19 protein-coding genes are annotated in these 25234 nt (G+C 61.8%); 9 read left to right on the top strand and 10 right to left on the bottom strand.

Features of this window, described 5'->3' with window-relative positions; all coding sequences use genetic code 11:
* Window positions 1-329: 329 nt before the first annotated feature.
* From IDM28_RS17385 to IDM28_RS17345, 9 genes are all read left to right on the top strand, one after another.
* A complete protein-coding gene (locus IDM28_RS17385) occupies window positions 330-1973 on the top strand; it encodes an acetolactate synthase large subunit (protein ID WP_101321786.1) in 1644 nt (547 codons plus the stop codon).
* A 226-nt stretch (window positions 1974-2199) separates the two neighbouring features.
* Window positions 2200-4137: an FAD-dependent oxidoreductase gene (locus tag IDM28_RS17380; RefSeq protein WP_150570961.1), complete on the top strand. Its 1938-nt coding sequence runs from the start codon at window positions 2200-2202 to the stop codon at window positions 4135-4137.
* 144 nt (window positions 4138-4281) lie between these two features.
* Window positions 4282-5178 (top strand): nitrilase family protein, encoded by an 897-nt coding sequence (locus IDM28_RS17375; protein WP_150570960.1) that lies wholly within the window; start codon window positions 4282-4284, stop codon window positions 5176-5178.
* Window positions 5179-5187: 9 nt separating this feature from the next.
* A complete protein-coding gene (locus IDM28_RS17370; RefSeq protein WP_188036551.1) occupies window positions 5188-6348 on the top strand; it encodes a hypothetical protein in 1161 nt (386 codons plus the stop codon).
* A complete protein-coding gene (locus tag IDM28_RS17365; protein WP_150570958.1) occupies window positions 6345-7337 on the top strand; it encodes an asparaginase in 993 nt (330 codons plus the stop codon). Before IDM28_RS17370 ends, IDM28_RS17365 begins: the two co-directional genes overlap by 4 nt.
* Before the next feature lie 100 nt (window positions 7338-7437).
* The gene (locus IDM28_RS17360) at window positions 7438-7992 is read left to right on the top strand and encodes a UPF0149 family protein (protein ID WP_150570957.1); all 555 of its coding nucleotides are present in this window, start codon (window positions 7438-7440) and stop codon (window positions 7990-7992) included.
* Window positions 7993-8136: 144 nt separating this feature from the next.
* Window positions 8137-8766, top strand: coding sequence for a glutathione S-transferase family protein (locus IDM28_RS17355; RefSeq protein WP_150570956.1), 630 nt, complete (start codon window positions 8137-8139; stop codon window positions 8764-8766).
* A 29-nt stretch (window positions 8767-8795) separates the two neighbouring features.
* Window positions 8796-10823: a pyridoxamine 5'-phosphate oxidase family protein gene (locus IDM28_RS17350; RefSeq protein WP_188036550.1), complete on the top strand. Its 2028-nt coding sequence runs from the start codon at window positions 8796-8798 to the stop codon at window positions 10821-10823.
* 69 nt (window positions 10824-10892) lie between these two features.
* Window positions 10893-11792, top strand: coding sequence for a LysR family transcriptional regulator (locus IDM28_RS17345; protein WP_150570954.1), 900 nt, complete (start codon window positions 10893-10895; stop codon window positions 11790-11792).
* Here IDM28_RS17345 and IDM28_RS17340 read toward each other — a convergent pair.
* From IDM28_RS17340 to IDM28_RS17295, 10 genes are all read right to left on the bottom strand, one after another.
* Window positions 11785-12657 carry an aldose 1-epimerase gene (locus IDM28_RS17340; RefSeq protein ID WP_150573419.1) on the bottom strand — a complete coding sequence of 291 codons (873 nt, stop codon included), beginning with the start codon at window positions 12655-12657 and terminating at the stop codon, window positions 11785-11787. The two genes, IDM28_RS17345 and IDM28_RS17340, sit on opposite strands and share 8 nt — an antisense overlap.
* Before the next feature lie 29 nt (window positions 12658-12686).
* Window positions 12687-13613: an EamA family transporter gene (locus IDM28_RS17335; RefSeq protein ID WP_101321780.1), complete on the bottom strand. Its 927-nt coding sequence runs from the start codon at window positions 13611-13613 to the stop codon at window positions 12687-12689.
* A gap of 54 nt (window positions 13614-13667) precedes the next feature.
* Window positions 13668-14948 (bottom strand): TRAP transporter large permease, encoded by a 1281-nt coding sequence (locus tag IDM28_RS17330; protein WP_101321779.1) that lies wholly within the window; start codon window positions 14946-14948, stop codon window positions 13668-13670.
* Entirely contained in the window at window positions 14949-15476 is a 528-nt protein-coding gene (locus IDM28_RS17325) for a TRAP transporter small permease (RefSeq protein ID WP_101321778.1), read from the bottom strand.
* Between the two features lie 62 nt (window positions 15477-15538).
* Entirely contained in the window at window positions 15539-16510 is a 972-nt protein-coding gene (locus IDM28_RS17320) for a TRAP transporter substrate-binding protein (RefSeq protein ID WP_188036549.1), read from the bottom strand.
* Window positions 16511-16567: 57 nt separating this feature from the next.
* A complete protein-coding gene (locus IDM28_RS17315; RefSeq protein WP_181108946.1) occupies window positions 16568-17452 on the bottom strand; it encodes a glucurono-1,5-lactonase in 885 nt (294 codons plus the stop codon).
* A 28-nt stretch (window positions 17453-17480) separates the two neighbouring features.
* Complete coding sequence (locus IDM28_RS17310) at window positions 17481-18287, bottom strand: NAD-dependent epimerase/dehydratase family protein (protein ID WP_188036548.1); 807 nt, start codon at window positions 18285-18287, stop codon at window positions 17481-17483.
* A gap of 184 nt (window positions 18288-18471) precedes the next feature.
* On the bottom strand, window positions 18472-19710 hold the full coding sequence (locus IDM28_RS17305; protein ID WP_186701624.1) for an OprD family porin: 1239 nt from the start codon (window positions 19708-19710) through the stop codon (window positions 18472-18474).
* 447 nt (window positions 19711-20157) lie between these two features.
* Window positions 20158-21408: a ribonucleotide-diphosphate reductase subunit beta gene (locus IDM28_RS17300; protein WP_181108957.1), complete on the bottom strand. Its 1251-nt coding sequence runs from the start codon at window positions 21406-21408 to the stop codon at window positions 20158-20160.
* Window positions 21409-21986: 578 nt separating this feature from the next.
* The gene (locus IDM28_RS17295) at window positions 21987-24866 is read right to left on the bottom strand and encodes a ribonucleoside-diphosphate reductase subunit alpha (protein WP_101321772.1); all 2880 of its coding nucleotides are present in this window, start codon (window positions 24864-24866) and stop codon (window positions 21987-21989) included.
* Between the last annotated feature and the right edge of the window lie 368 nt (window positions 24867-25234).

Genomic DNA, 25234 nt, shown 5'->3' with positions numbered 1-25234 from the left:
GGGGTCTCCCCATGTGAGAGTAGGTCATCGTCAAGATTCATTTCGCAAAACCCCTATCTGCGCGAGCAGGTAGGGGTTTTGTCTTTTCCGCGATTCGGAAAACTGCGGCTGCATCTGGCACCCAAATCTACCTCCCTGCCAAACGCCTCGACATATCCCACCTCGAAGGTGCGACAATATTGCACTTTGATGACGTGACTTTCTCCTGCACCCTCAACGTCAAGACTTAACCCACGGGCACCTTGCGCCTGTGCAAAGACTCTTTCAGCACCCCTGTGCTGACCGTCCTGGACGTCCCCGGCGTCCAATTACTTGAGGTAACAAGCAAGATGGCTAAGGCCGCCGATGTCGTTGTGCAATGCCTGGAAAACGAAGGTGTCGAGTATGTATTCGGCATCCCTGGCGAGGAAAACCTCGACCTGCTCGAATCCCTGCGCAAGTCGAAGATCAAGCTGGTACTGACTCGCCACGAGCAATCCGCAGGCTTCATGGCCGCCACCTATGGCCGTCTGACCGGCAAGACCGGCGTCAGCCTGTCGACCCTCGGCCCTGGCGCGACCAACCTGGTGACCGCCAGTGCCTACGCCTACCTGGGCGGTATGCCGATGATGATGATCACCGGCCAAAAGCCGATCAAGAAGTCCAAGCAGGGCCGCTTCCAGATCATCGATGTGTGCGGCATGATGGCACCCATCACCAAGTACACCCACCAGTTCGCCTCGGCCGACAACATCCCAGCACGCATGCGCGAAGCCTTCCGCCTGGCGGAAGAAGAAAAGCCCGGCGCTGTGCACCTCGAGCTGCCTGAAGACATCGCTGCCGAGCAAACCGACAGCATGCCGATCCCGCCAAGCCTGAGCCGCCGTCCGCTGGCCGAGCACAAGGCCGTCGAAGCCGCTGTCGAGAAGCTGCAGAACGCGCGCAGCCCGATCCTGGTGATCGGCGCCGGTGCCAACCGCAAGATGACCGCCAAGGTCCTCAAGCAACTGATCGACAAGACCGGCATTCCTTTCATCACCACTCAGATGGGCAAAGGCGTGGTCGACGAGCGCCACCCTCGCTTCCTCGGCAACGCCGCGCTGTCGTCGGGAGACTTTGTCCATCGCGCCGTCGAAGCTGCCGACCTGATCATCAACATCGGCCACGACGTCATTGAGAAGCCACCGTTCTTCATGGTCCGTGGCGGCACCGAGGTCATCCACATCAACTTCCGCTCTGCCGAAGTCGATGCGGTGTACTTCCCGCAGATCGAAGTGATCGGTGACATCGCCAACGCCGTCTGGCAGATCGGCGAAGCCTTGACCGATACCAGCCACTGGGACTTCACCCGTCTGCTGACCATTCGCGAGGCCAACGAAGCACAGATCGCCGAAGGCGCCGACGACGACCGCTTCCCGGTATACCCGCAGCGCCTGGTCGCCGACATCCGCCGCGCGCTGCCGTCCGAAGGCATCGTTGCCCTCGACAACGGCATCTACAAGATCTGGTTTGCCCGCAACTACAAGGCGCATAAGCCCAACACCGTCTTGCTCGACAATGCCCTGGCAACCATGGGTGCCGGCCTGCCATCGGCGATGGCCTCGCACCTGGTCTACCCGGACCGCCCGGTGATTTCCGTGTGCGGCGACGGCGGCTTCATGATGAACAGCCAGGAACTGGAAACCGCGGTACGCCTGGGCATGCACATCACCGTGGTGATCCTGCGTGACGACGGCTACGGCATGATCCGCTGGAAGCAGGCCAACATGGGCTTCACCGACTACGGCCTGGACTACGGCAATCCCGACTTCGTCAAATACGCCGAAGCCTATGGTGCCAATGGCCACCGCGTAGAAAGCGCCGAAGGCTTCCTGCCGCTGCTCGAGCACTGCATCAAGACCCCAGGCGTGCACGTGATCGACTGCCCGGTCGACTACAGCGAGAACGACCGCATCCTCAACAGCGAGCTGCGTGAGCGCGCGCTGGCGGTGTAACGCTTAGGTCAATCAGGGCCTATATGTACAAAGCCGCTTCTGCTGGATAAGTGCAGCCTCAACAGCTGTATTTCCGTGCAGGAGCGGCTTTGTGCTGAAATGGCCTTGCAGCTGATATCGCACGCCAGGCCCTATTAAAATGCTGACCGCGTGGTAATTACATCCCGCCAAGTAAAGCTGCTGTAGCCTCAAGCTTGCCCTTCGATTACTTCGAAGGACTGAGGCAATGACCATTGGATCTACCCACAACCATCCCGCAGATCTCGCCGTAGAGCCAGCGCTTCCGGCTCAACCTTGGGCTGCACGCTTTCCCAATCCACCAGACCTGTGTTTTGACTATCGCCGATTGGTTGAACAGCAAGGCGGTGTCGCTCAGGCAACTCAGAAGGATCAGCGCATTTGTATTGTCGGTGCAGGCGTCACCGGGCTTACCGCGGCCAGAGAGCTGCTGCGCTGCGGCTTCAGCAATATCACCCTGATCGAACAGGCCCAGCGCGTCGGTGGCAGACACCTGACCATACCTAGTGCGACTCAGCCACACCCGCAACCCTCGACCCCATTCGAAATGGGTGCCATGCGCATGCCATTTTTCAACCGCACCGGTGAGTCGCCCAGAGACGGCCGTTCGCTAATTGCGTACTACACCAGCCTGTTCGATCTGCATCTCTCGGACTTTCCAAATCCGGGCACTCCCTGGGTAACGAGTACAGGTATTTACCTGGAAGAAGGGCAATTTGACGACAGCGCTGAGCCAACGCTGTTGGTCTGGCGAAACCCAACCGGCGAATCGCCGCCCCCTACAGCTCGCCTGCAAACTGTTCAGGGCAAGTGGAAGCGTTTTGCCGAGCAACTCGCCGAGCGCGTTGCCGGGGTCTACGGGACCGTCGCCTGGGAAAAATTCTGGGCTGCAATTGTCGCTCGCTACTATCAACTGTCCTTCAGGGATCTGGTTCGCCTGCCAGCTCTAGAGCTATGGCGTGAAGATAATCCAGGGGACTTCGGCGGGCTGGGCATGGATGCCGATGAGTCGGCCATCTTCTATTCCATCGGCATCGGCGACGGCAGCTGGGGCGCGTTTTATGACGTCTGCTGCCTGTACCCGCTACGTACAGCCATCTTTGGCTTTAGTAGTCACCTGCAATTGGTTCACGGTCGGGTAGATGAACGGGGTGTACCTCTTGCTGCGCCTTGGTTGGGCCGGCCCGCGCTGCCTGACAGCAGCGAGCTGATGTTTCAGGGGCCGCGCTATCTCGGGTTGGCGGCGCTGGATGAATGTCTGTTGTTCATGCCCATCGAGCAGTCCGATAAATCCTTGTATGCCCATCTCGCTGCGCGTGAAGATGGTCTGCTTACCGACAGCGCCGTCTGTGGGCTACGCAAGTTGGCTGATGGCCGTATCAGGGTCGATTACCGCTGGCACCACAGTAGCCCCCACAACGAGCAATTACGAAGCGGTGACTATGACGCCGTGATCGTTACCCTTCCGTCATGGTTGATCGAGACCAATATCAAACTCCAGGGGTTCAGCTCTGCAGAGTTACCCCAGCGCATCATCAAGGCCTGGAAGACTGCTCACTGGGAGACCAGTTGCAAGGTCTACGCGCCACTGAGCAAGCGCTTCTTCGACGAGGGCTGCAAGATCCCGCAGATCCTGGTCACCGACAGTTTCGTCCACGATGTCTACGCATATCGCTACAACGCTCACTATGCCCAAGACTGCATTCTGCTGAGCTACACCTGGGAGGACGATGCGACCAAACTGGCGGCTTTCACAGATGTTGAGCTTGGGCACAAGTGCCTGGCCGAGCTCGACAGGATCCTAATGCGCTGCACCAATATCCAGCAGCCGATATCGCCCTACGTCGATGCCAGCAACATCCAGATTCAACACTGGGTAACAGATAGTAATGCGCTGGGCTGCGCCAAACTATACCGAGCCGGGACCTATTACGACGCCGTCAGCTTGATGAAATACAATCGCGATCTCGGAGCTGGTTCCGGGCTGTATCTCGTCGGGGAATCGTTTTCAGTCGATGCCGGCTGGACCGAACCATGCCTGCGCACTGCCATCGACGCGGTGATCAATATCTGCGAGCGCAGCGGTGCAGTATTCAACGGCGGCTTCACCCTGGCTGATTATCCGCATTACCAACTGCAAAGCTGAGCCGGAGCGGGGCAGGGACCCTGTCTGCTTCCTGCCTACGCCGTAGATTTTTCCTACGATTTTGCCGGAGCCGCCTGGCTGTCGGAAACTTTGCCATCCCCGCTTTACTGGCCTCCTTCCCATAACCACAACAAGGAAGCCACCATGCCCCATACCCCCAATGCCGTTAGCCCGGTACGCATTGCTGTCATCCAGTACGACCCGCAAGTGGGTCTCGAACACTGTGACGGCAACCTGAGCAAAGGCCTGGCCTTGGCTCGCCGGGCCGTGCGCGAAGGTGCCACGCTGATTGTGCTGCCCGAGCTGGCCAATACCGGCTACACCTTCCATACCCGCGCCGAGGCCTATGCCCATGCCGAGCCTCTGCACGGCGGTCGCAGCCTTGAGGCGTGGAGCAACTTCGCCCGCAAGCATCAGGTCTATCTGGCTTCTGGCTTCGCCGAGCGTGATGGCCTCAAGCTATATGACAGTGCCGTGCTGTTCGGCCCCGATGGCCTGCTCGGGCACTATCGCAAGGCGCACCTGTGGAATCAGGAGAAGCTCTGGTTCACACCGGGGGACCTCGGCTTTCCGGTGTTTGAGACCCCCATCGGGCGTATCGGCCTGTTGATCTGCTGGGATATCTGGTTCCCCGAAGTACCCAGGCTGATGGCGCAGCAGGGAGCGGATATCATCTGCAGCCTGAACAACTGGGTGTGGACGCCGCCGCCGCTGTTCGATGATGCCGGGCGCTGCATGGCGTCTTACCTGACCATGACCGCAGCCCACGTCAACAATGTCTATATCGCCGCGGCCAACCGCATCGGCAAAGAGCGTGGCGGACGCTTTCTCGGTTGTTCGTTGATTGCCGGTACCAACGGCTGGCCCATCGGCCAGGTTGCCGAGGCCGAGGCTGAGTGCATCGTCTATGCCGACGTCGACCTGAGTGCTGCGCGTAGTGCGCCGATCTGGAACAGCCTCAATGACTTGCCTCGCGACCGCCGCACCGATCTCTACGATGAGACCCTCGGTTATCGCCTGCATCCAGCGCTGCCGCGCTGAGGAGGGGTGATGAACCGTACTCGATCGGCATCGCCCAGCGGTGCCTTGGAACTGCTCCTGATCGGGCTGGCCGGCGTGCTGGTGGCGCTGGTGCTGATCGCCGACTGGCCCGCTTACGCGCAGGTTGCGTCGACGCTAGAGCAGCCCATCAGTTACCTGCGCTGGATTGTCGGCGACATCAGTGAAGTCGCTTTCTACAAGCACGAGTTGCTAGCGCTTGGCCTGTTACTGGGCGCCGGGATTGGCCACTGGGCACATCGAAACGGGCGCCGCTGGCAGGGTTTCGCGATCTGCTACGGCACCGGTTTATGGCCATGGCTGTTGCTCAGCTCGCTGCTGGGGTTGCTGCTAAGCCATGTGCTGTGGGGGTGGACGCTGGCCAGCGGCGACTGGCAACCCACCTTCGTCGCTTTCGTCTCATTGCCGGCGGCGATGGTGCTGCTGTTTGGAGGTGGTTGGCGGGTAGCGCTCAGTGGCGCACTGCTGGGCGCGGTATTGGTCACGCCTGCCAGCCTGCTGCTGGTCAACTATGTGTGTTACCCGCTGCAGCTGCCGGTAGTGGTTGGCAATGTGCTGGGCATGGCGCTGGCCAGCGCAGTGGCGTTTATTCTGTACAAACGCTTCCCGGGGCTGTTGGGAGAGCGCCGCAATTCTGCTCTGAACGATACTCCGGCCATCAACGCCAAACCTGACCATGGCGTGCTCTGGACGCTGCGCCGGGTGCTGGCTGATTTCAGCGAAGCACCGTTCTTCGGCAATGAGTGGGCCAGCCTTGGCCTCCTGCTTGGGGTTCTGCTGGCTCATGTACTGGCGCCTGCAGCCGCGGCGTATGGCTCAATGCTGGTATTGGAAATGGTCGCAGCCCAGGCGCTGGCTTCGTTGCTGGGCGTATTGCTGTGGCGGCGACAGTGGATTGCACGCGGCTGGTATCCAACTTACATTCCTATCGTTTCGGTGGTGCCAGCCGCGCTGCTGACTCTGGGCGGTAGCTGGCAGGTCATGCTCCTCAGCGCCAGCCTCGGCGCCCTTTTCGCGCCGCCGCTGGCGGTCGCGATCAGTTCCCGGCTGCCGAGCTATATGCACGGCTATATCGGTAACGTGCTGTCGATGGCGATCTGCACATTGGCGATAGTGCCGTTGCTCAGTTTGATTGCAGGAGAAGCAGGATGACTCACATCAGCAAGCGAGCAGTACTCTCGGTTGGCAGCCTGGGGGGCACCGTAAGCATGCAGGCGGCGGCACCAGGGCAAGGCGTCACCCCTACGCTCGACTGTCTGGGCCTGTTGGCGGTAGTCCCGCAATTGGCGGAGCTGGCCGAGCTGCGAACGGCCACCCTGTGCTTGCTGCCAAGCGCGTCACTGGGCTTTGCGCAACTGTTCGAAGTACTCGCCTGGGCGCAAGCTGAGGTAGAGCAGGGCGCCCAGGCCGTGGTCATTACCCAGGGCACCGATACGCTTGAGGAGACGGCTTATTTCCTCCACTTGCTGTGGTCATCGCCAACCCCGCTGGTGCTGACCGGCGCGATGCGCTCGGCCAGCCAGCCGGGCGCCGATGGGCCAGCCAATCTGCTCGCCGCAGCTCAGGTCGGGTTGGCAGCAAGCAGTCGCGGGCGCGGTGTGCTGGTGGTCATCAATGATGAAATCCACAGCGCTGCCAAAGTGCGCAAGGTCGCTAGCCTGGCGATGGCGGCCTTTGCCTCGCCGGGTGATGGTTGTGACGGTTATCTGCTGGAGGGCAAGCCGGTATATCGCCAGCCTGGTGCTGCCCGTAGTGTCTTGCCATTACCCACCAATCGTGGCCATACCGTCGCGCTGTTGGAAGCGAGCCTGGATGCCGACACCGGTCTGTTGGAGGCGCTGCCCAAGCTCGGCTATGCAGGGTTGGTGGTAGCCGGCTTCGGTGCCGGCCACGTATCGGCAAGCTGGGCCGAGGCACTGCAAAGGATCGCCGAACAGATACCGGTGGTGATCGCCACGCGCACCGGCAGCGGGCCGACGGCCACTGCCACCTATGGTTTTGTCGGCGGCGAGATTGACCTGCGCAGCAAACGGATGCTGATGGCCGGGCGCTTGTGCCCGCGCAAATGCCGGATTCTGCTCTGGCTGCTCCTCGGCTGTGGTCTTGAACAAGCCCTCGAGGAGCATCTGGGTCAGTACTGAGCGACGCCGGCTGTGGCGGCACACACTGCAACCTGCCACCAAAGCCGGCTAGCTATGCTAGGGTGCCTGCATATCCCGTAGTGCAGGAATCCACCGAACCATGCTGCCCCGTCTTGAAGAAAAAGAACTCGCCCGCCTCGAAGATTTGCTGATCACCTACGGCAACGATTTCTCGGTGCTGAACCTGGCCGAGCTCAATGGCTTTTTCACCGCACTGGCCAGTTCCCCGGTCAAGGTCAACCCTGAGCAGTGGTTGCCGGCAGTTAGCGGCGGCAAGGTGCCGAAGTTCAAGCGTCCAGCCCATGAAGAAGCCTACACCGCGCTGATGTTGCGCTATTGCAACGACGTGGCCGCGGAGTTGGCCGAACAGCTGGATGATTTCGAGCCGTTGTTCGAAGAGAGTGAAGGCGAAGAGGGCGTAGCGATCATTCTGGAAGAGTGGTGCTTCGGCTACATGCGCGGCACGCAAGTCGCGCAGTGGGGCGAGCTGCCCCCAGAGCAGGACGCCTTGCTCAAGGCCATTTCCTTGCATGGCCTGGAAGACAACTTCGAACTGCTCGACTCGATGAGTTTCGATGAACTTCAGGCCTGCGTGCCACTGGTGATCGACGCCGCGCGTGGCTTGTATCGCTACCAGAAGCAACATCGCCACTAATGCCCAAGGTGTGCGGCAGGCCCGTGAGCAACTGAACGATTATTTCGCCTGGCGAAATTATGGATTGTCACGGGCACTGATTCTATTGGCTGGCGGATGGGCGCAGGATTGTCTGCGTCATCCACCCACCACGGAGTCAGGACAATGCCAGCCCCTATCAAGCTCTACAACTTCCCCAAGTCCGGCCATGCCCACCGCATCGAGCTGATGCTGTCGTTGCTCGGCCTGCCGACTGAACTGATCTTCGTCGACCTGGCCAAGGGCGAGCACAAGCAGCCCGCGTTTCTCGCCATCAACCCGTTCGGCCAGGTCCCGGTGATCGACGATAACGGTACGGTCATCGCCGACTCCAACGCCATCCTCGTGTACCTGGCCAAGACCTACGATCAGGGTAACTGGCTGCCTGAGCAACCTCTGGCCGCGGCGAAGGTGCAGCGCTGGCTGTCGGTTGCCGCCGGCCCCTTGGCCTTTGGCCCCGCTGCGGCGCGGTTGATTACCGTCTTCGGCGCTTCCTTCAATGCGGAGGAAGTGATCGGCCGCGCGCACAACCTGCTCGCCGTGATCGACCAGGAGTTGGCCACCCAACCCTTCCTGACCGGCACCAGCCCGACCATCGCCGACGTCGCCAACTATTCCTACATCGCCCACGCCCCCGAGGGCAATGTGTCGCTGGAGCCGTACGGCAACGTCCGCGCCTGGCTGGCCCGCATCGAAGCGCTGCCCGGCTTTGTCGCCATGCCGCGCACTGCCGCTGGCCTGCACAGCGCCGACTGATCTGGCCCGCGCCTTCGAGGGACGCCGTCATGCACACGCAATCCAAGCCGAGCTCGCCCTGGCACGCCGGCGAGAGAGCCCTGCAAGAAAAGGCCGGCGTCGCCGAGCGGATGGCAGTGTTCGGGCAGAAGGTCATTCGTGACTACATGCCCGACCAGCACCGCCAGTTCTACCAGCAACTGCCGTTCATGATTGCCGCCAGCGTTGACCCTCAGGGCCGGCCCTGGGCGACCTTGATCGAAGGAGCGGACGGCTTTGTCAGTTCGCCTGATCCGCGTCAGCTGCGCCTGGCCGCCAAGCTTGCCAAGGATGATCCAGCCGCCGCTGGGCTGGCCGCCGGGCAGGCGATTGGCATGCTCGGCATCGAGCTGCACACGCGTCGGCGCAACCGTATCAATGGCGTGATTCAAACGGCGCTAGCTGGTCAAATTGACGTGCAGGTCGAGCACGCCTTCGGCAATTGCCCACAATATATCCAGCTGCGCAACTATCGGCGTGTCGAAGGGGGCGCGCAGCCCCGCGAGGACGCGACCTCGCTGGACGCATGTGCCACAGCACTGATCGAAGCCGCCGACACCTTGTTCGTCGCCAGCTATGTCGAGCATGCCGACGGTCAGCGTTCGGTGGATGTTTCCCACCGTGGCGGGCGGGCCGGCTTCGTCAAGGTCGAGGGCAATCGCCTGACCATCCCGGACTACGCTGGCAACCTGCACTTCAATACCCTGGGCAATCTACTGGTCAATCCACGCGCCGGCTTGCTGTTCGTGGATTATGTCAGTGGCGACGTGCTGCAGCTGTCAGGGCGCACCGAGTTGCTGCTGGACAGCCCGCTGACCGAGGCATTCGAAGGCGCCGAGCGGCTGTGGGTACTGGAGGTCGAGCAGGTAGTACGACGCCCCGCGGCAGTGTCGCTGCGCTGGGACTTCGAGGCCTATGCGCCAACCAGCCTGGCCACTGGCACCTGGGCTGAAGCGCAGCAACGCCTGCAACAGGCTCAGCGCCAGCAGGACTGGCTCGGCTGGCGGGTGAGCAGGGTCGAGCAGGAGAGTCGTGATATCCGCTCGTTCTATTTGCAACCCGCAGACGGCTCAGCAATAACCTTCGCGCCTGGGCAGCACATCCCACTGCGCTTGCCGCTTGATGCGCAATCCACCGTGATCCGCACCTACAGCCTGTCCAGCGCGCCCTCGGACGGCTACCTGCGCATCAGCGTCAAGCAGCAGGGCGCAGCTTCGCGCTACCTACATGAGCAGGTGGGCGTCGGCGATGTGCTGCACGTGCGCCAACCGATGGGCAGCTTCAAGCTCGACAGCAGTAGCGAGCGACCATTGGTGCTGATCGCAGCAGGGGTCGGCATTACACCGCTGCTGGCGATGCTGCGCGAGCAGCTGGCGCTCAGTGCAAGGCGGTCGATCTATCTGTTCCAGGGCGCCCGTAGCCTGGCCGAGCTGCCATTTGGCCAGGAACTGAGTGCATTGCAACAGCAGGCCGGCGATCGCCTGCACCTGTGCCGAGCGCTCAGCCAGCCCGAAGCTCAAGCGGTACTTGGCCAGGACTTCGAGATGGCCGGTCGGCTGGGCATCGAGCAGATCAAAGCGCGCCTGGCGCTGGATGACTACGACTTCTACGTTTGCGGCCCGGCCAGCTTCACCCAGGATATCTATGACGGCCTGCGCCGGTTGAGCGTGACGGACGCGCGCATCCATGCCGAGGCCTTTGGCCCGTCGACGCTGACTCGTCACGGCGACGGTGCTCAGCCTGCGCTGCAGCAGCCACCTGCAGCCAGTCAGCCGGTACCGGTGCATTTTGCCGGCTCGGCCAAGGAGGCGCGCTGGACGCCTGGCTCCGGCAGCCTGTTGGAACTGGCCGAGCGCCGCGGGCTGACGCCTGAGTTCAGCTGCCGTGGCGGTTCCTGCGGCACCTGCAAGACGCGCATTGTCAGCGGCCAGGTGCATTACCCGCAGCCGCCCGCCGAGCTGCCCGAGAGCGGCAGCGTGCTGATCTGCTGCGCTGTACCGGCAGATGACGGCGGCCAGCCGCTGGTGCTGGATCTTTGATCGATGCGCCCTTGTGATCAGCCGCCCGCCCCGGGAATAATCGCAGCAGGATTGATACGGGGGCGGGGCATGGATCAGATCCATCTGATGAAGGTGCTGATTGCGGTGGGTGAGCTGGAAAGCTTTGCCGCAGCGGCGCGCAAGCTCGGCCTGTCGCCGGCGGCAGTGACGCGGGCGGTCAGTGCCCTGGAAGAGGCGCTCGGGGTCAAGCTGCTGCAGCGCACCACGCGCAATGTGCGCCTGACCGAGGCCGGCAGCCGCTACCTGGAAGACAGTCGCAATATCCTCGCCAGTATCCACGAGGCCAACGAGGCGGCGGCCGGGATCAACGCCGCACCCAAAGGCAATCTGTCGGTGACCGCGCCACTGCTGTTCGGTAAAGCCTTTGTCATGCCGTGCATCGTTGACTACTTGCAGGCTTACCCTGAGGTGGACGTGTCTGCCTACTTTCTCGATCGGGTGGTCAATCTGGTGGAGGAGGGCATGGACGTTGCCGTGCGCATCGGGCCATTACCCGATTCGGGGCTGAAGGCTGTGCGCGTCGGCCAGGTGCGCAGGTTGTTGTGCGCTTCGCCTGAGTATCTACAGCGCCACGGCAAACCGCAGCATCCCGCCGAGCTGGCCGAGCATACGATGATCGCAGCCAGCGGCGTGTCACCGCGATTGGACTGGACGTTTGGCCCTGAGCAGGCGCCTGTGCAGGTGCGGATCAAGCCCCGGCTGACGGTGACCAGCAACGACGCGGCAATCGTCGCCGCCACGGCAGGTCTGGGCATCGCGCGGCTGCTGTCGTATCAAGTGGCAGCGGAGCTGGCGGCGGGGCGCTTGCAGGTGGTGCTCGAGGATTACGAGCAAGTGCCGTGGCCGATCCATGTGCTGCACCGCGAAAGCAAATACGGCTCGACCAAGGTGCGGGCGTTCATCGACCGGCTGGCGAGTAACCTTCGCGCGCACCACTACCTCAATTGAGCGCTTGATACTGCATTCTGAAACCCAGGCTGACGTGCTCGCCTTTGTGCAGGAGGCGCAAGCCTGGGCGCCCAGGCAAATGGTGCGCATTGATCGGATGGCTGACCGGCTCGAAGCAGAAGAACGGCTGGTCCTGCGGACAGAACAACAGGTAATGGTCGGCTCCGCTGGCGCTGCAGCGTAATTGATAGCCGGCTGCCGGCTGGACAATCGTGCACTCGCCCTGCCAGCCGCTGAAGGCGTGATCGACAACTGTCGTTGGCAGCTCACTCAACTGCCCGAAGCGCCATTCGGGCGGGATTTCAACCTGACGCGATGGCAAGCAACCCTCATCGCCTACCCATACCTGACGCGCCGGTGCCAGCAGCAAGGTATCAGCATGGCGAGGCAAGTACGGGTGTAGCCCAAGCCCATGCCAGCAGGGCAATTCATCCAGATGCGTAACCTGCAGATCCAGGCTCAGGCAGCCCTCGTCGAGGCTGACATGCATTACCGCCCGATAGGCAAAAGGCAGCTCGCTGTCCAGCGTCAGGCAAGCATGATCAGTGCCTTGATGAGTCACCACCCAAGGTTGCTGCCAGGCACTGCCATGGATCGCGTAGGGCGAGTGCTCGGTGTTGGCGGCCAATGCCAGCCAGCTATCAGGCCGGGCAAAGCCACCGCTGTCGATGCGATTGGACCACGGCACCAGCGGATAACAACCCAGGCGCCTTGGCGTAGCGCTGTCCAGCGCCGCTTGATCGCTATGGCGCAGCAACGCCTGGCCACTGTCCTTGACCTGCCAGTTGACCAGGCTGGCGCCCAGCTCCGGGGCCAGGCTCAGGCGTGTCAGACGGTCTTCAAGATGCAGTTCGAATAAAGCCATTCAGCAAGCTCCAGGTGCAAACACGGTGATCAGGCCGAGCGCCGATAGGTCAGCAGTACAATCCCGCAGACCACCACCGCGCCACCGATCAACTGCATGCCGCTCAGGCGTTGATCGAGCAAGGCCCAGGCCAGCAACAGCGTGGCAATCGGCTCGATATTCATTACCGGCGCGTTCTGCGCCATGTTCAGCCGCGGCACGCAGACGAACAGCAGAGTAAACGCCACGCCATACAGCACCACCAGGCTGGCCAGAGCGATCCAGCCGGCGCTGCTGCTGGGCAGCGACAAGCCCGCCGGCACCCAGCCGCCGACCCCGGCCACCAGCATGCTGGCGAACACGATCATCAGGGTCAGCAAGCTACGCACCGGCCCGCGTACGCCGGCCAGCTTGTGATCGGTGATCCACAACGCACAGGCAAACACACAGGCAGCGCAGAAGGCGAGGCTCACGCCGAGGGTCCAGTCCGGGTTGGCCTCAGCGCTGTCGGCCAGGCGTGACGGCACATCCAGCGCCAGCACCAGACCGAGCAGAATCAGCCCCATCAGCAGCACGGTGCGCCGCGTCGGTCGCGGCCCGCCGAGGGCCCAGCTGAGCAGCGCCAACAGAATCGGGAAGGTGTTGCCGACCAGCAGCGCCAGCGCCACCGGGATCCGCGCCACCGCCGAGTACAGGCACAGGCTCTGGGTGGCAATCAGCAGGCCCAGCAGCAGTTGCCAGCGTCGCGAACCTGCGGGCAGGCCTAGCGACTGGCGCTGCCACAGCACCAGCGCCGCCAACGCCAGCAGGGTGATGCCCGAGCGACACAGAATCGCCAGCAGCACGCCGGTGTCGTTATCAAAGGCGATCCGCGCGGCGATGTGGTTGCCGGCAAAGGCACAAGCCAGCAGCGCTAACAGCGCCACCGCCAGCTTGCGCGGGAAGAGTGAGGTATTCGAAGAGGAGGCGACAGCCATGTGCACAAATCCATTTGCAGGGGGAGGGCGGGCCCGCAGGCCCGCCTGTCACAGTTACAGCACCACGCTCGGCAGCCACAGCGAGATAGCCGGGATGTAGGTCACTGCCATCAACACCAGGAACAGTGCCACATAGAACGGCAGCAGTGCCTTGACCGTCGCCTCGATGCTGACCTTGCCGATGGCCGAGCCAACGAACAGCACCGCGCCCACCGGCGGCGTGATCAAACCAATGCCCAGATTGACCAGCATGATCATGCCGAAATGCACCGGGTCGACGCCGATGCCAGTGATCACCGGCAGCAAGATCGGCGTCAGGATCAGAATCAACGGCGCCATGTCCATCACCGTGCCCAACAGCAGCAGCATGAAGTTGATGCACATGAGGATCACGTAACGGTTGTCCGACAGGGTCAGGAACAGCGTGGTGATCTTCGACGGGATCTGCATCAGCGTCATCACGTAGCCAAAGCTTGCGGCAAAGCCGATCAGGATCATCACGATCGAGATGGTCCGCACCGTGCGGTGCATCAACTTCGGCAGGTCGCGCCACTTGTAATCGCGGTAGATGAACATGGTCACGAAGAACGACCAGACCACGGCAATCGCCGCCGACTCGGTCGCGGTGAACACCCCGGACAGAATGCCGCCTAGGATGATCACCATCGCCATCAGGCCCCACAGCGCTTCACCGGCGATTTTCAGCGCCTGGCGCAGCGGGATCACCTCACCCTTGGGGTAGTTGCGGCGCTTGGCGAAGATCAGGCACAGGCCCATCAACACCGCGCTCATCAACAGCCCTGGCATGACCCCGGCCATGAACAGCGAGGCAATCGATACCGTGCCGCCGGCCGCCAGCGAGTACAGCACCGAGTTGTGACTGGGCGGAGTCAGCAGTGCCTGCACCGAGCCACTGATGGTCACCGCCGTGGAAAACTCACGCGGATAGCCCTTGCGCTCCATCTCCGGGATCAGCACCGAACCGACCGATGCGGTGTCGGCCACCGACGAACCGGAGATCGCGCCAAAGAAGGTCGAGGCGGTGATATTGACCAGCGACAGGCCGCCACGGACAAACCCCACCAGCACCCCGGCAAACGCCACCAGCCGCCGCGACATGCCACCCTCGGCCATGATTGCGCCGGCCAGCACGAAGAACGGAATCGCCAGCAGCGAGAACTTGTTAACCCCGCTGGCAACCTGAATCATCATTGCCTGCAGTGGAATATCTATCCACCAGGCCCCGACCAGAGCGGCCAGGCCCAACGCATACGCCACCGGCATGCCCAGCAGGATCAGGGCGATGAAGCTGCCCAACAAAATGAACGCATCCATTTATGCAGCTCCTTCGCTTTCTTCGACGACATCGAAGCGCATCACCTGGCGATGGCTCTGATCGCCATAGAAGAGTTTTTCCAGCACGAACAGCAGGGTGATCGCCCCGCCGACCGGGATCGGCGCGTAGGTCATGCCCACACGAATCGACGGCAGGGTGGCGAGAAACTGGTTCCAGGTAGTCACGCACAGCTTGATGCCATAGAAGGTCATGAACGCGCAGACCAGCAGCATCAACACCTGCACCAGCAGTGCTGCAGCCTTGCGGCGTGCCGGTGGCAGGCGGTCGGTAACCGTGGTCACCGCCATGTGCGCACCGGCCCGATAGCTGGCGGCCGCGCCGATGAAGGCGAACACCACCATCAGCAGGATCGCCACCGGCTCCGGCCAGCTCGAGCCGCTGCCGAGCACGTAACGGGCGAAAATGCCCCAGGGAATGATCAGCGTCATGGTCAGGATCGACAGCCCCGCCACCCAGATGCAACCGCTGTACAAGGTATCGTTGACACGCAACACAAGTGTTTTCATAAAGCACCACCGAGGCTGCACGTAGCCGTGCAGCCGCATCTAGCTGGGGAGGGAGCCGCAGGTCACTGGACTTCGGCGATACGCTTCATCAGATCGGCGTATTGCGCGCCGTACTTTTCCCGCACTGGCGCAGTGGCGTCGAAGAACGGCTTCTTGTCGACCACGATGAACTCCACCCCGGCAGCCTTGAGCTTCTCTTCACTGGCGGCCGATTTGGCGTCCCACAACGCACGCTCTTCCATCTGCGCTTCACGGGCGACTTTCTTCACCAGGGTCTGCTGCTCAGGCGTAAGCTTTTCCCAGGTGGTCTTGGACATCACCACCGGCTCAGGCAGGATCAGGTGGCCGGTCAGGGTGAAGTACTTGGCGCTCTGGTAGTGGTTGTGCTCGAGCAGGGTCGGCGGGTTGTTTTCCGCGCCGTCGATCACCCCGGTCTGCAAGGCGCTGAAGATCTCGCCGGTGTCCATGGCAATGCCGTTGCCGCCCATCGCGTTCATCATGTCGATGAACAGCGGGTTACCCTGCACACGGATTTTCATGCCCTTGAGGTCTTCGATCTTGCGCACTGGTTTTTTCGTGTAGATGCTGCGCGTGCCGCCATCCATCCAGGCCAGGGCGACCAGGTTGAATTCGGAATTGGTGATCTTGTCGAGGATCTCCTGGCCGATCTCGCCATCGATGATCTTGCGCATGTGCTCGTGATCGCGGAACACGAACGGCATGTTGAACACGTTTACATCCGGCACCACCGGGCCGACGATACCGAGGCTGACCCGGGTCATCTGCACCGCGCCGATCTGCGCCTGTTCGATGACTTCCTTCTCCGAGCCGAGCACGCCACCGGCGAACATCTTGAAGGTGATCTCGCCATTGCTGGCGGCTTCGAGTTTTTTACCCATGTTCTGCTCGGCAACTACGGTCGGGTAGCCGGCCGGATGGATCTCGGCGAACTTGATATCCAGCGCCGAGGCGGTGCCGGAGAGGCAGATCGCCAACGGGAATACGGCCAGAAGCAACTTGCGTTTGAAGACCATGGTGACGCTCCAGTGTTGTTATTATTTGGGTATCGCACGGGTGCAGCGGGATTCGGTTCAGCCGCGCCAGGCTGTTTCTGGCAGGCCCTGCACGCCCGCGTCCAGGGCGAACACGCCACCGGCTAGCGGCTGATCGTGCAGGTCGCCGCCGGGGCGGATCGAGGTCACGAACAAGGTGTCCAGGTTGCGCCCGCCAAAGGCGCACATCGCCGGCTTTTTCACCGGCACATTGAGTGAGCGGTCCAGTCGTCCATCGGGAGTGAAGCGGTGCACCTGGCCTGCATCGTTGCCGCAGATCCAGTAGCAGCCGTCGGCATCCACGGCAGCGCCGTCAGGCCGTCCCGGGAAGCCGCGCATATCAACGAACAGGCGCTGGTTGTGCGGGGTGCCGGTGTCGATGTCGTAGTCGAACTGCCAGATGCGCTGCACGTCGGGGTGGGAGTCGGACAGGTACATGCGCGTGCCGTCCGGGCTGAACGCCAGGCCGTTGGGCACGATCATCTGGTCCAGCTGCAGGTGCAGCGGCCGGCCCTCGCCGTCGTACCGATACAGGGCACCCAGCGGCGCCGCCTGCTGCATGTTCATCAGCATGCTGCCGGCCCAGAAGCGACCCTGGCGGTCGCAGCGGCCATCATTGAAGCGCATGCCCTTGGCGCCATGTTCAACCGCGCTCAGCAGGCGGCTGTCGAGCTTGCCCTGGGCATTGGCAGTCAGCGCATAAACGCCATCCTCCATCCCGGCAATCCAGCTGCCGTTGGCCGAGCGGGCGATGCAGGCGAGCATCTGCGGCGCTTGCCAGCTTTGATGAGCGCCATCTGCGGCCGTCCAGCGGTGCAGCTGGCCGGCAGGGATATCGACCCAGTACAGCGCCTGCTCGGCAACATCCCACACCGGGCTTTCGCCAGTGGCATTGCGCGCATCCACGATCAGTTCGTAGTTCACGGTAGACAGCCTCCTTGCGCGTGGTGAATCAGTCGAATGGCCCGGCAGCGACAAACGCGCCACCTTGATACACCATCGCCGGGTCATCGGCGGCTGGCGCTGGTTGCGCTTCGACCTTGGCGCGGAACACCTCGGAGGAGTCCTTCGGCTGGTAGCCCAGGTGCGCGGCATGGCGGTTGTCCCACCACACGTCACGGTTGGCCGAGGCGCCGTAGACCACGGTGTGGCCGACTTTCTCGGTGAACAGGCCGCGCTCGATCAGTTGGGTCAGGTCGTCATAGCTCAGCCAGGTGCTGAGCATCCGCCGGTTCTGCGGCTCGGGGAACGACGAGCCGATGCGGATGCTGACGGTCTCGATGCCGTAGCGATCGAAATAGAAGCTGGCAACGTCCTCGCCGTAGCACTTGGACAACCCGTAGTAGCCGTCCGGGCGCCGCAGCGCACGAGCGTCGATCTGCTGGTCCTGCTGGTAGAAGCCAATGGTGTGGTTAGAGCTGGCGAAGATGATCCGCTTGACCCCATGCTTGCGCGCCGCCTCGTAGAGGTGGAACACGCCGCAGATATTTGGGCCGAGGATTTCTTCGAAAGGCCGCTCGACCGAAACACCGCCAAAGTGGCAGATGGCATCGACGCCTTCGACCAACTGGTGCACGGCGGCCTTATCGGCCAGGTCGCATTCGACGATTTCTTCCTGAGCACTGGTGGCGGGCGCCATTGCTGCAATGTCGGAGAGGCGCAGTACTTCGGCGTAGCCCTTGAGGCGCTCGCGAAGCACTTGGCCGAGGCCGCCTGCGGCTCCGGTGAGCAGCAGGCGCTTGAACGGTGTGATAGTCATGGCAAGCTCGTTTGTTTTGAGTTGTTGTAGGTTGTCGTATGACTGTGCTGGATTATCGGTAGTGATTCGCAAGGTTGTCAATGCTTGCCGTGTCTGTTTTTGTCACTGCCACAGGCTCCCAGCGACCCCTGTGGGAGCGGGTTCACCCGCGAAGAGGCCAGCACTGACACCCCATAAACCGCTGTTACAGCAGAGACAACGGATAGTTGAAGATCAAACGGTTCTCGTCGAACTCGTTGCTGCTGAAGTCGCGGCGAATGGTCGAGTTGCGCCACTTGATGCTCAAGTCCTTGAACGTACCGCTCTGGATCACATAGGCCAGCTCCGACTCACGCACCCACTCCTTGCCATCGGTAACCGCTCCACTGTGCACCTCGCGGCCACTGATGTAGCGGTTCATCAGGGTCAGCCCAGGGACGCCGACAGTGGTGAAGTTGAAGTCATGCCGCGCCTGCCACGAACGCTCGTTGGCGTTATCGAAGCTGGCGTTGTAGCTGTCGTTGGCCAGGGTGCCGCCACTGGTGCCGTTGACCCGCATCCAGGTATCGCCGCTGACCTTCTGCAGGCCGACATAGAAGGTGTTGCCGCCGACCTTGGCCGAGAACATCCCTGAGTAGGTCTTGTTGTCCAGCTCGCCCGCGCGCTTGGCGCCGTCGTCTTCACCCTGGAAGTAACCGAGGTTGGCGCCCAGAGTCCAGCTGCCGACCGGCTGGCTGTGGCTGACCTGCAGGTATTGCTGCTGATAGACGTCCTTGAGTACCGCGTTCCACAGCCCGAACAAGGTGCGGTCCTGGTTGAACTTGTACTCACCACCAACGAAGTTGAAGCGGTCCGAGGCAGCGCCGCCGTAGATCATGTCGTCCATGCTCGCGTCGTTACGCGGGCTGTTGCCCCGGAACTGACCGCCGTACAGGGTCAGCCCGGCGATCTCGTTGGACGTCACCTGACCGCCGCGGAACGTCTGCGGCAGCGAACGACCGTCGTCCGAGCGCAGGATCGGCAGCACCGGCATCCACTCGCCGATCTTCAACTCAGTCTTGGAGATCCGCGCCTTGCCCGCCACTGCAAGGCGGCCATAGTCATCTGCCGGCCGGCCATCATCATGCCGCGGCAGCAGCCCGGTGCCGTAGGTACCGCCACCGCCATCGAGCTTGACCGACCACATCCCCAGCACATCCACACCAAAGCCTATCGGCCCCTCAGTGAAGCCCGAGCGCGCATCGAGGATAAAGCTCTGGGTCCATTCCTCGGCCTTGCTCTGCGGGTTGGCCGGGTCGACGAAGTTGCGGTTGATGTAGAAGTTGCGCAGGCCCAGCGTGGCCTTGGCGTCCTCCATGAAACCTGCGGCAAAGCTCACCTGCGGCAATGCACCGAGGGCGGTTGCGCTGAACAGCGCGAGGGGAAGATGTTGGCGGATTTTCATTATTGTTGTGCTCCCTGAGGGTAAAGCTTTCCGTATGCCAGGCGCGTGCAAGCGGCCAGCGGCAGTGGCGGGGGTAGGCGAGGCCGGTCAGGCCAAACGGTTTCGAGCCTGCGCGCGAAGGCTAGCTGCCGCGGGCAGTGCTGGGCTGAAGAGGACGGCGAAGGCGAACAGCGTGGAGGAGGGCTGAGATCGTCATAGGGGCTTCACTGAATTGTTGTTTTTGTTGTGTGTTGTCGTACGACTTTGCGGATTATTAACGGCGGGGAAAAAGCTTGTCAATGGGGTGTTAGGCGGGATTCAGCGGCGGGGTAGGGGATGATACGCGCCCGAGGGCTCTGGTGCGGGGTGTTTGGAGTTGCGACAGACATCGTACGACAGATTAAGCAAAGGGGCCGCAAAGCGGCCCCAATAATCCAGCTGACAGCCCGTTTCAGGGCTTCACCAAGATCAATCCCAGCTCAACGCCCCACCAGTCTGATACTCGATCACCCGCGTCTCAAAGAAGTTCTTCTCTTTCTTCAAGTCCATGATCTCGCTCATCCACGGGAACGGGTTGGTGGTGCCTGGGTACTCTTCCTTCAAGCCGATCTGAGTCAAACGACGGTTGGCGATGAACTTGAGGTAGTCCTCCATCATCGCTGCGTTCATGCCCAGCACGCCGCGCGGCATGGTGTCGCGAGCGTATTCGATCTCCAGCTGGGTCCCTTGCAGGATCATCTGGGTGGCTTCTTCCTTCATCGCCGCATCCCACAGGTGCGGGTTCTCGATCTTGATCTGGTTGATCACGTCGATACCGAAGTTCAGGTGCATCGACTCGTCACGCAGGATGTACTGGAACTGCTCGGCAACACCGGTCATCTTGTTGCGACGGCCCATCGACAGGATCTGGGTGAAGCCGCAGTAGAAGAAGATGCCTTCCAGAACGCAGTAGTAGGCGATCAGGTTGCGCAGCAGTTCTTTGTCGGTTTCTGGGGTGCCGGTGTTGAATTCCGGGTCGGAGATGGCGCGAGTGTACTTCAAGCCCCAGGCAGCCTTCTTCGCGACCGACGGGATCTCGTGGTACATGTTGAAGATCTCGCCTTCATCCATGCCCAGCGACTCGATGCAGTACTGGTAGGCGTGGGTGTGGATCGCCTCTTCGAAGGCCTGGCGCAGGATGTACTGGCGGCACTCGGGGTTGGTGATCAGGCGGTACACGGCCAGGGCCAGGTTGTTGGCAACCAGCGAGTCGGCAGTGGAGAAGAAGCCGAGGTTGCGCATGACGATACGGCGTTCGTCTTCGGTCAGGCCGTCCTGGTCTTTCCACAGGGCGATGTCGGCGGTCATGTTGACCTCTTGCGGCATCCAGTGGTTGGCGCAGCCGTCGAGGTACTTCTGCCAGGCCCAGTCGTACTTGAACGGTACCAGCTGGTTGAGGTCGGCACGGCAGTTGATCATGCGCTTCTCGTCGACCGCAACGCGGGCCGCGGAGCCTTCCAGTTCAGCCAGGCCTTCGGCGATGTCGAGGTCGTCCAGGGCAGCCTTGGCACGCTTGACCGCGTCCGAGTCGGCAGCCGTGGCAGCACGCGCTTCAAGGGCGGCGGCGCCACCGGCGCTGTCGAGCTTGTCGAGGGTGGCGGCGGCTTTGGCCTGCGCCGGGGTGCTGTTTTTTACGGCAAGTTCGTCGTCTTCTTTGTCGAATTCGTCCCAGCTCAGCATGTCATGGCTCCTGCTAGAGGGTTGCGCGCGGCAACCGGTTGGATTTTCAAGTGATGCCTGTACAGCGCAATGCCCACAAGGCGTTACGGCGGGCGCTGAGAGCGTGCTCTCGTCACATTTAAAGGTGTCTGGCTCAGCGCCTGGCCTGTCCTCGAACGAGGGGCCAGGGCGCTGGAAATCTTGTCGTCAGCTCGCCCTTTCGGGGGGCGCGAAGTATACCGGAAACGAGGCTGGATCGGGGGCCCCTCGGCCGCTACGGATGGTAATTTTTTGACCCGCAGAGCACGCCTGTGTTCACTCGATTCCAGCTGCTTGTTACGGGATGTGAGTCTAGCGCTAAATACGATTTGTTCCTACATCTTGTGCTGCTTTATTTTGCCGCACACTGCATATGGTGTTTTATCTTGATCAGGGTCAAACAGAAGGATTGCCTGTAAGCGCCTGACGACAGGGCGCGAGCGGGTGTCGCAAGGGCCTCGCCAAGCCTGACTCAAGCGCTGCCGCGCAGGCAAAAAAAACCGCAGCCATTACCGGGGGGGTAATGGCTGCGGTGGTGTCAGCTCAGCGCTGCGCCGGCCTTATTGGCAAGCTTCGCAATCCGGCTCGTCGATCGCGCAGGCCTTCGGCACAGGTGCTGGACCTGCGGCTTGGACCGGGGCGCTGTCGCCGCCGCTGGAAACGGCGTTGAGCTTGCCGGTGTTGATGGTCGACTTCTCGGTGCTGGTCGCGGCCAGGGCACGGAGGTAGTAGGTGGTTTTCAGGCCACGGTACCAAGCCATGCGGTAAGTCACGTCGAGCTTTTTGCCCGAAGCGCCGGCGATGTACAGGTTCAGCGACTGCGCCTGGTCGATCCACTTCTGGCGACGGCTGGCGGCATCGACGATCCACTTGGTGTCGACTTCGAACGCGGTGGCGTAGAGGTCTTTCAGCTCTTGCGGGATACGCTCGATCTGCTGCACCGAACCATCGTAGTACTTCAGGTCGTTGATCATGACCGAGTCCCACAGGCCGCGGGCCTTGAGGTCGCGCACCAGGTACGGGTTGATCACGGTGAACTCGCCGGACAGGTTCGATTTCACGTACAGGTTCTGGTAGGTCGGCTCGATCGACTGCGATACGCCAGTGATGTTGGCGATGGTCGCGGTTGGCGCGATGGCCATGATGTTCGAGTTACGAATACCTTTCTGTACCCGAGCACGTACCGGTGCCCAGTCGAGGCTCTCGTTGAGGTCGACGTCGATGTACTTCTGGCCACGGGCTTCGATCAGGATCTGTTGCGAGTCCAGTGGCAGGATGCCTTTGGACCACAGCGAACCCTGGAAGGTCTCGTAGGCGCCGCGCTCGTCAGCCAGGTCACACGAGGCCTGGATGGCGAAGTAGCTGACCGCCTCCATCGACTTGTCGGCGAACTCGACGGCAGCGTCGGAGCCGTAGGCGATGTGCTGCAGGTACAGTGCGTCCTGGAAGCCCATGATGCCCAGGCCGACTGGACGGTGCTTGAGGTTCGAGTTACGTGCCTGCGGTACCGAGTAGTAGTTGATGTCGATCACGTTATCGAGCATGCGCACGGCAGTGTTGACGGTGCGTTGCAGCTTGGCGGTATCGAGCTTGCCGTCAACGATGTGGTTCGGCAGGTTGATCGAGCCCAGGTTGCAGACTGCGATCTCGTCCTTGTTGGTGTTCAAGGTGATCTCGGTGCACAGGTTCGAGCTGTGCACCACGCCGACGTGTTGCTGCGGCGAGCGCAGGTTGCATGGGTCCTTGAAGGTCAACCATGGGTGGCCGGTCTCGAACAGCATCGACAGCATCTTGCGCCACAGGTCTTTGGCCTGAATGGTCTTGAATACCTTGATCTTGTTGTACTCGGTCATGGCTTCGTAGTACTCGTAACGCTCTTCGAAGGCCTTGCCGGTCAAATCGTGCAGATCAGGTACTTCGTTCGGCGAGAACAGAGTCCACTGGCCGTCATCGAAGACACGCTTCATGAACAGGTCAGGGATCCAGTTGGCGGTGTTCATGTCGTGGGTACGACGACGATCATCACCGGTGTTCTTGCGCAGTTCGATGAATTCTTCGATGTCCAGGTGCCAGGTTTCCAGGTAGGCGCAGACCGCGCCCTTGCGCTTGCCGCCCTGGTTGACCGCAACGGCGGTGTCGTTGACCACTTTGAGGAACGGCACGACGCCCTGGGATTTGCCGTTGGTGCCCTTGATGTACGAGCCCAGCGCGCGCACTGGCGTCCAGTCGTTGCCCAGGCCGCCGGCAAATTTCGACAGCATGGCGTTGTCGTGGATCGCGTGGTAGATGCCCGAGAGGTCATCCGGCACGGTGGTCAGGTAGCAGCTCGACAGCTGTGGACGCAGGGTACCGGCGTTGAACAGAGTCGGGGTCGAGGCCATGTAGTCGAACGACGACAACAGGTTGTAGAACTCGATCGCACGGGCTTCCTTGTCTTTCTCTTCCAGCGCCAGGCCCATGGCCACGCGCATGAAGAACACCTGCGGCAGCTCGAAGCGCACGCCATCCTTGTGAATGAAGTAGCGGTCGTACAGGGTCTGCAGGCCGAGGTAGGTGAACTGCTGGTCGCGCTCGTGGTTGATCGCCTGGCCCAGACGCTCGAGGTCGAAGTCGGCCAGGGCCGGGTTCAGCAGCTCGAACTCGATGCCTTTGGCAACGTAGGCAGGCAGGGCCTTGGCGTACAGCTCGGCCATCTCGTGGTGGGTGGCGCTGTCGGCTACGTTGAGGAAGCTCAGGCCTTCGGCACGCAGGGTGTCCATCAGCAGGCGGGCGGTGACGAACGAGTAGTTCGGCTCACGCTCGACCAGAGTACGGGCGGTCATCACCAGGGCGGTGTTGACGTCCTTCAGGGCAACGCCGTCGTACAGGTTCTTCAGGGTTTCGCGCTGGATCAGCTCGCCGTCGACTTCAGCCAGGCCTTCGCAGGCTTCGCTGATGATGGTGTTGAGGCGGGCCATGTCCAGCGGCGCCTTGCTGCCGTCGGCCAGGCTGATGCGGATCGACGGGTGCGGCTCGACCACGGCATCGTTGTTGGCGCGGGTAGCACGCTCTTTGGCGCGCTGGTCGCGGTAGATCACGTAGTCACGAGCCACTTTTTGCTCGCCGGCGCGCATCAGGGCCAGTTCGACCTGGTCCTGGATTTCTTCGATGTGGATGGTGCCACCCGACGGCATGCGACGCTTGAAGGTTGCGGTGACCTGCTCGGTCAGGCGCGCAACGGTGTCGTGGATGCGCGACGAAGCGGCGGCAGTGCCGCCCTCAACTGCAAGGAACGCCTTGGTGATGGCCACGGTGATCTTGTCGTCGGTGTAGGCGACGACAGTGCCGTTACGCTTGATCACACGCAGTTGGCCAGGCGCAGTGGCAGCCAGATCCTGGTTCGAATCAGCGGCCTGCGGCGCTTGGGCCTGCGGGTTCTCGCGAGTTGTGTCGGTTTGCATCGGTGGGTGTCTCCACAGTTTCAATAGTGTTCGGGCGTGTCATCCACGCCCACCGTTCCATCCGCCAGTTGGCTTGCCCGAGCGGGGAGCCCACGCGCACGTGGATCCGCCAGCTCGGGCGTGCCGACTTCGGGACAGACTCAGGAATAAGGGGCAATAGCTTGCCGCTCCCTGGCCGAAGTCAAAGGTTCTGCGTTACAACGCAAAATCTGTTGCTGTCGGGGTCGCCAGGCTGTGCCTGCAACACCCGTACCCGAACAAGCCCTGTGCAAGGCTTGCCTCGGTCTGCCTGCGCAGGAGCGCTTTGGCTGCTTGTATTGCCATAAGTTCAGGTCGAAAAAACGCTTGAATTTCGCCGCTGACTTGTG

The organism is Pseudomonas sp. EZ-C24, from assembly GCF_014525325.1.
Lineage (GTDB): Bacteria > Pseudomonadota > Gammaproteobacteria > Pseudomonadales > Pseudomonadaceae > Aquipseudomonas > Aquipseudomonas shirazensis.
This window is presented reverse-complemented; position numbering and strand designations above follow the sequence as displayed.

Bases quoted from the DNA above. Each gene is read 5' to 3' on its own strand.
- IDM28_RS17325 (WP_101321778.1), bottom strand. From the start codon at position 15,476: ATGAAAACACTTGTGTTGCGTGTCAACGATACCTTGTACAGCGGTTGC.
- IDM28_RS17360 (WP_150570957.1), top strand. From the start codon at position 7,438: ATGCTGCCCCGTCTTGAAGAAAAAGAACTCGCCCGCCTCGAAGATTTG.
- IDM28_RS17375 (WP_150570960.1), top strand. From the start codon at position 4,282: ATGCCCCATACCCCCAATGCCGTTAGCCCGGTACGCATTGCTGTCATC.
- IDM28_RS17305 (WP_186701624.1), bottom strand. From the start codon at position 19,710: ATGAAAATCCGCCAACATCTTCCCCTCGCGCTGTTCAGCGCAACCGCC.
- IDM28_RS17335 (WP_101321780.1), bottom strand. From the start codon at position 13,613: ATGGCTGTCGCCTCCTCTTCGAATACCTCACTCTTCCCGCGCAAGCTG.
- IDM28_RS17320 (WP_188036549.1), bottom strand. From the start codon at position 16,510: ATGGTCTTCAAACGCAAGTTGCTTCTGGCCGTATTCCCGTTGGCGATC.
- IDM28_RS17330 (WP_101321779.1), bottom strand. From the start codon at position 14,948: ATGGATGCGTTCATTTTGTTGGGCAGCTTCATCGCCCTGATCCTGCTG.
- IDM28_RS17385 (WP_101321786.1), top strand. From the start codon at position 330: ATGGCTAAGGCCGCCGATGTCGTTGTGCAATGCCTGGAAAACGAAGGT.
- IDM28_RS17300 (WP_181108957.1), bottom strand. From the start codon at position 21,408: ATGCTGAGCTGGGACGAATTCGACAAAGAAGACGACGAACTTGCCGTA.
- IDM28_RS17355 (WP_150570956.1), top strand. From the start codon at position 8,137: ATGCCAGCCCCTATCAAGCTCTACAACTTCCCCAAGTCCGGCCATGCC.
- IDM28_RS17350 (WP_188036550.1), top strand. From the start codon at position 8,796: ATGCACACGCAATCCAAGCCGAGCTCGCCCTGGCACGCCGGCGAGAGA.
- IDM28_RS17365 (WP_150570958.1), top strand. From the start codon at position 6,345: ATGACTCACATCAGCAAGCGAGCAGTACTCTCGGTTGGCAGCCTGGGG.
- IDM28_RS17370 (WP_188036551.1), top strand. From the start codon at position 5,188: ATGAACCGTACTCGATCGGCATCGCCCAGCGGTGCCTTGGAACTGCTC.
- IDM28_RS17380 (WP_150570961.1), top strand. From the start codon at position 2,200: ATGACCATTGGATCTACCCACAACCATCCCGCAGATCTCGCCGTAGAG.
- IDM28_RS17340 (WP_150573419.1), bottom strand. From the start codon at position 12,657: ATGGCTTTATTCGAACTGCATCTTGAAGACCGTCTGACACGCCTGAGC.
- IDM28_RS17295 (WP_101321772.1), bottom strand. From the start codon at position 24,866: ATGCAAACCGACACAACTCGCGAGAACCCGCAGGCCCAAGCGCCGCAG.
- IDM28_RS17310 (WP_188036548.1), bottom strand. From the start codon at position 18,287: ATGACTATCACACCGTTCAAGCGCCTGCTGCTCACCGGAGCCGCAGGC.
- IDM28_RS17345 (WP_150570954.1), top strand. From the start codon at position 10,893: ATGGATCAGATCCATCTGATGAAGGTGCTGATTGCGGTGGGTGAGCTG.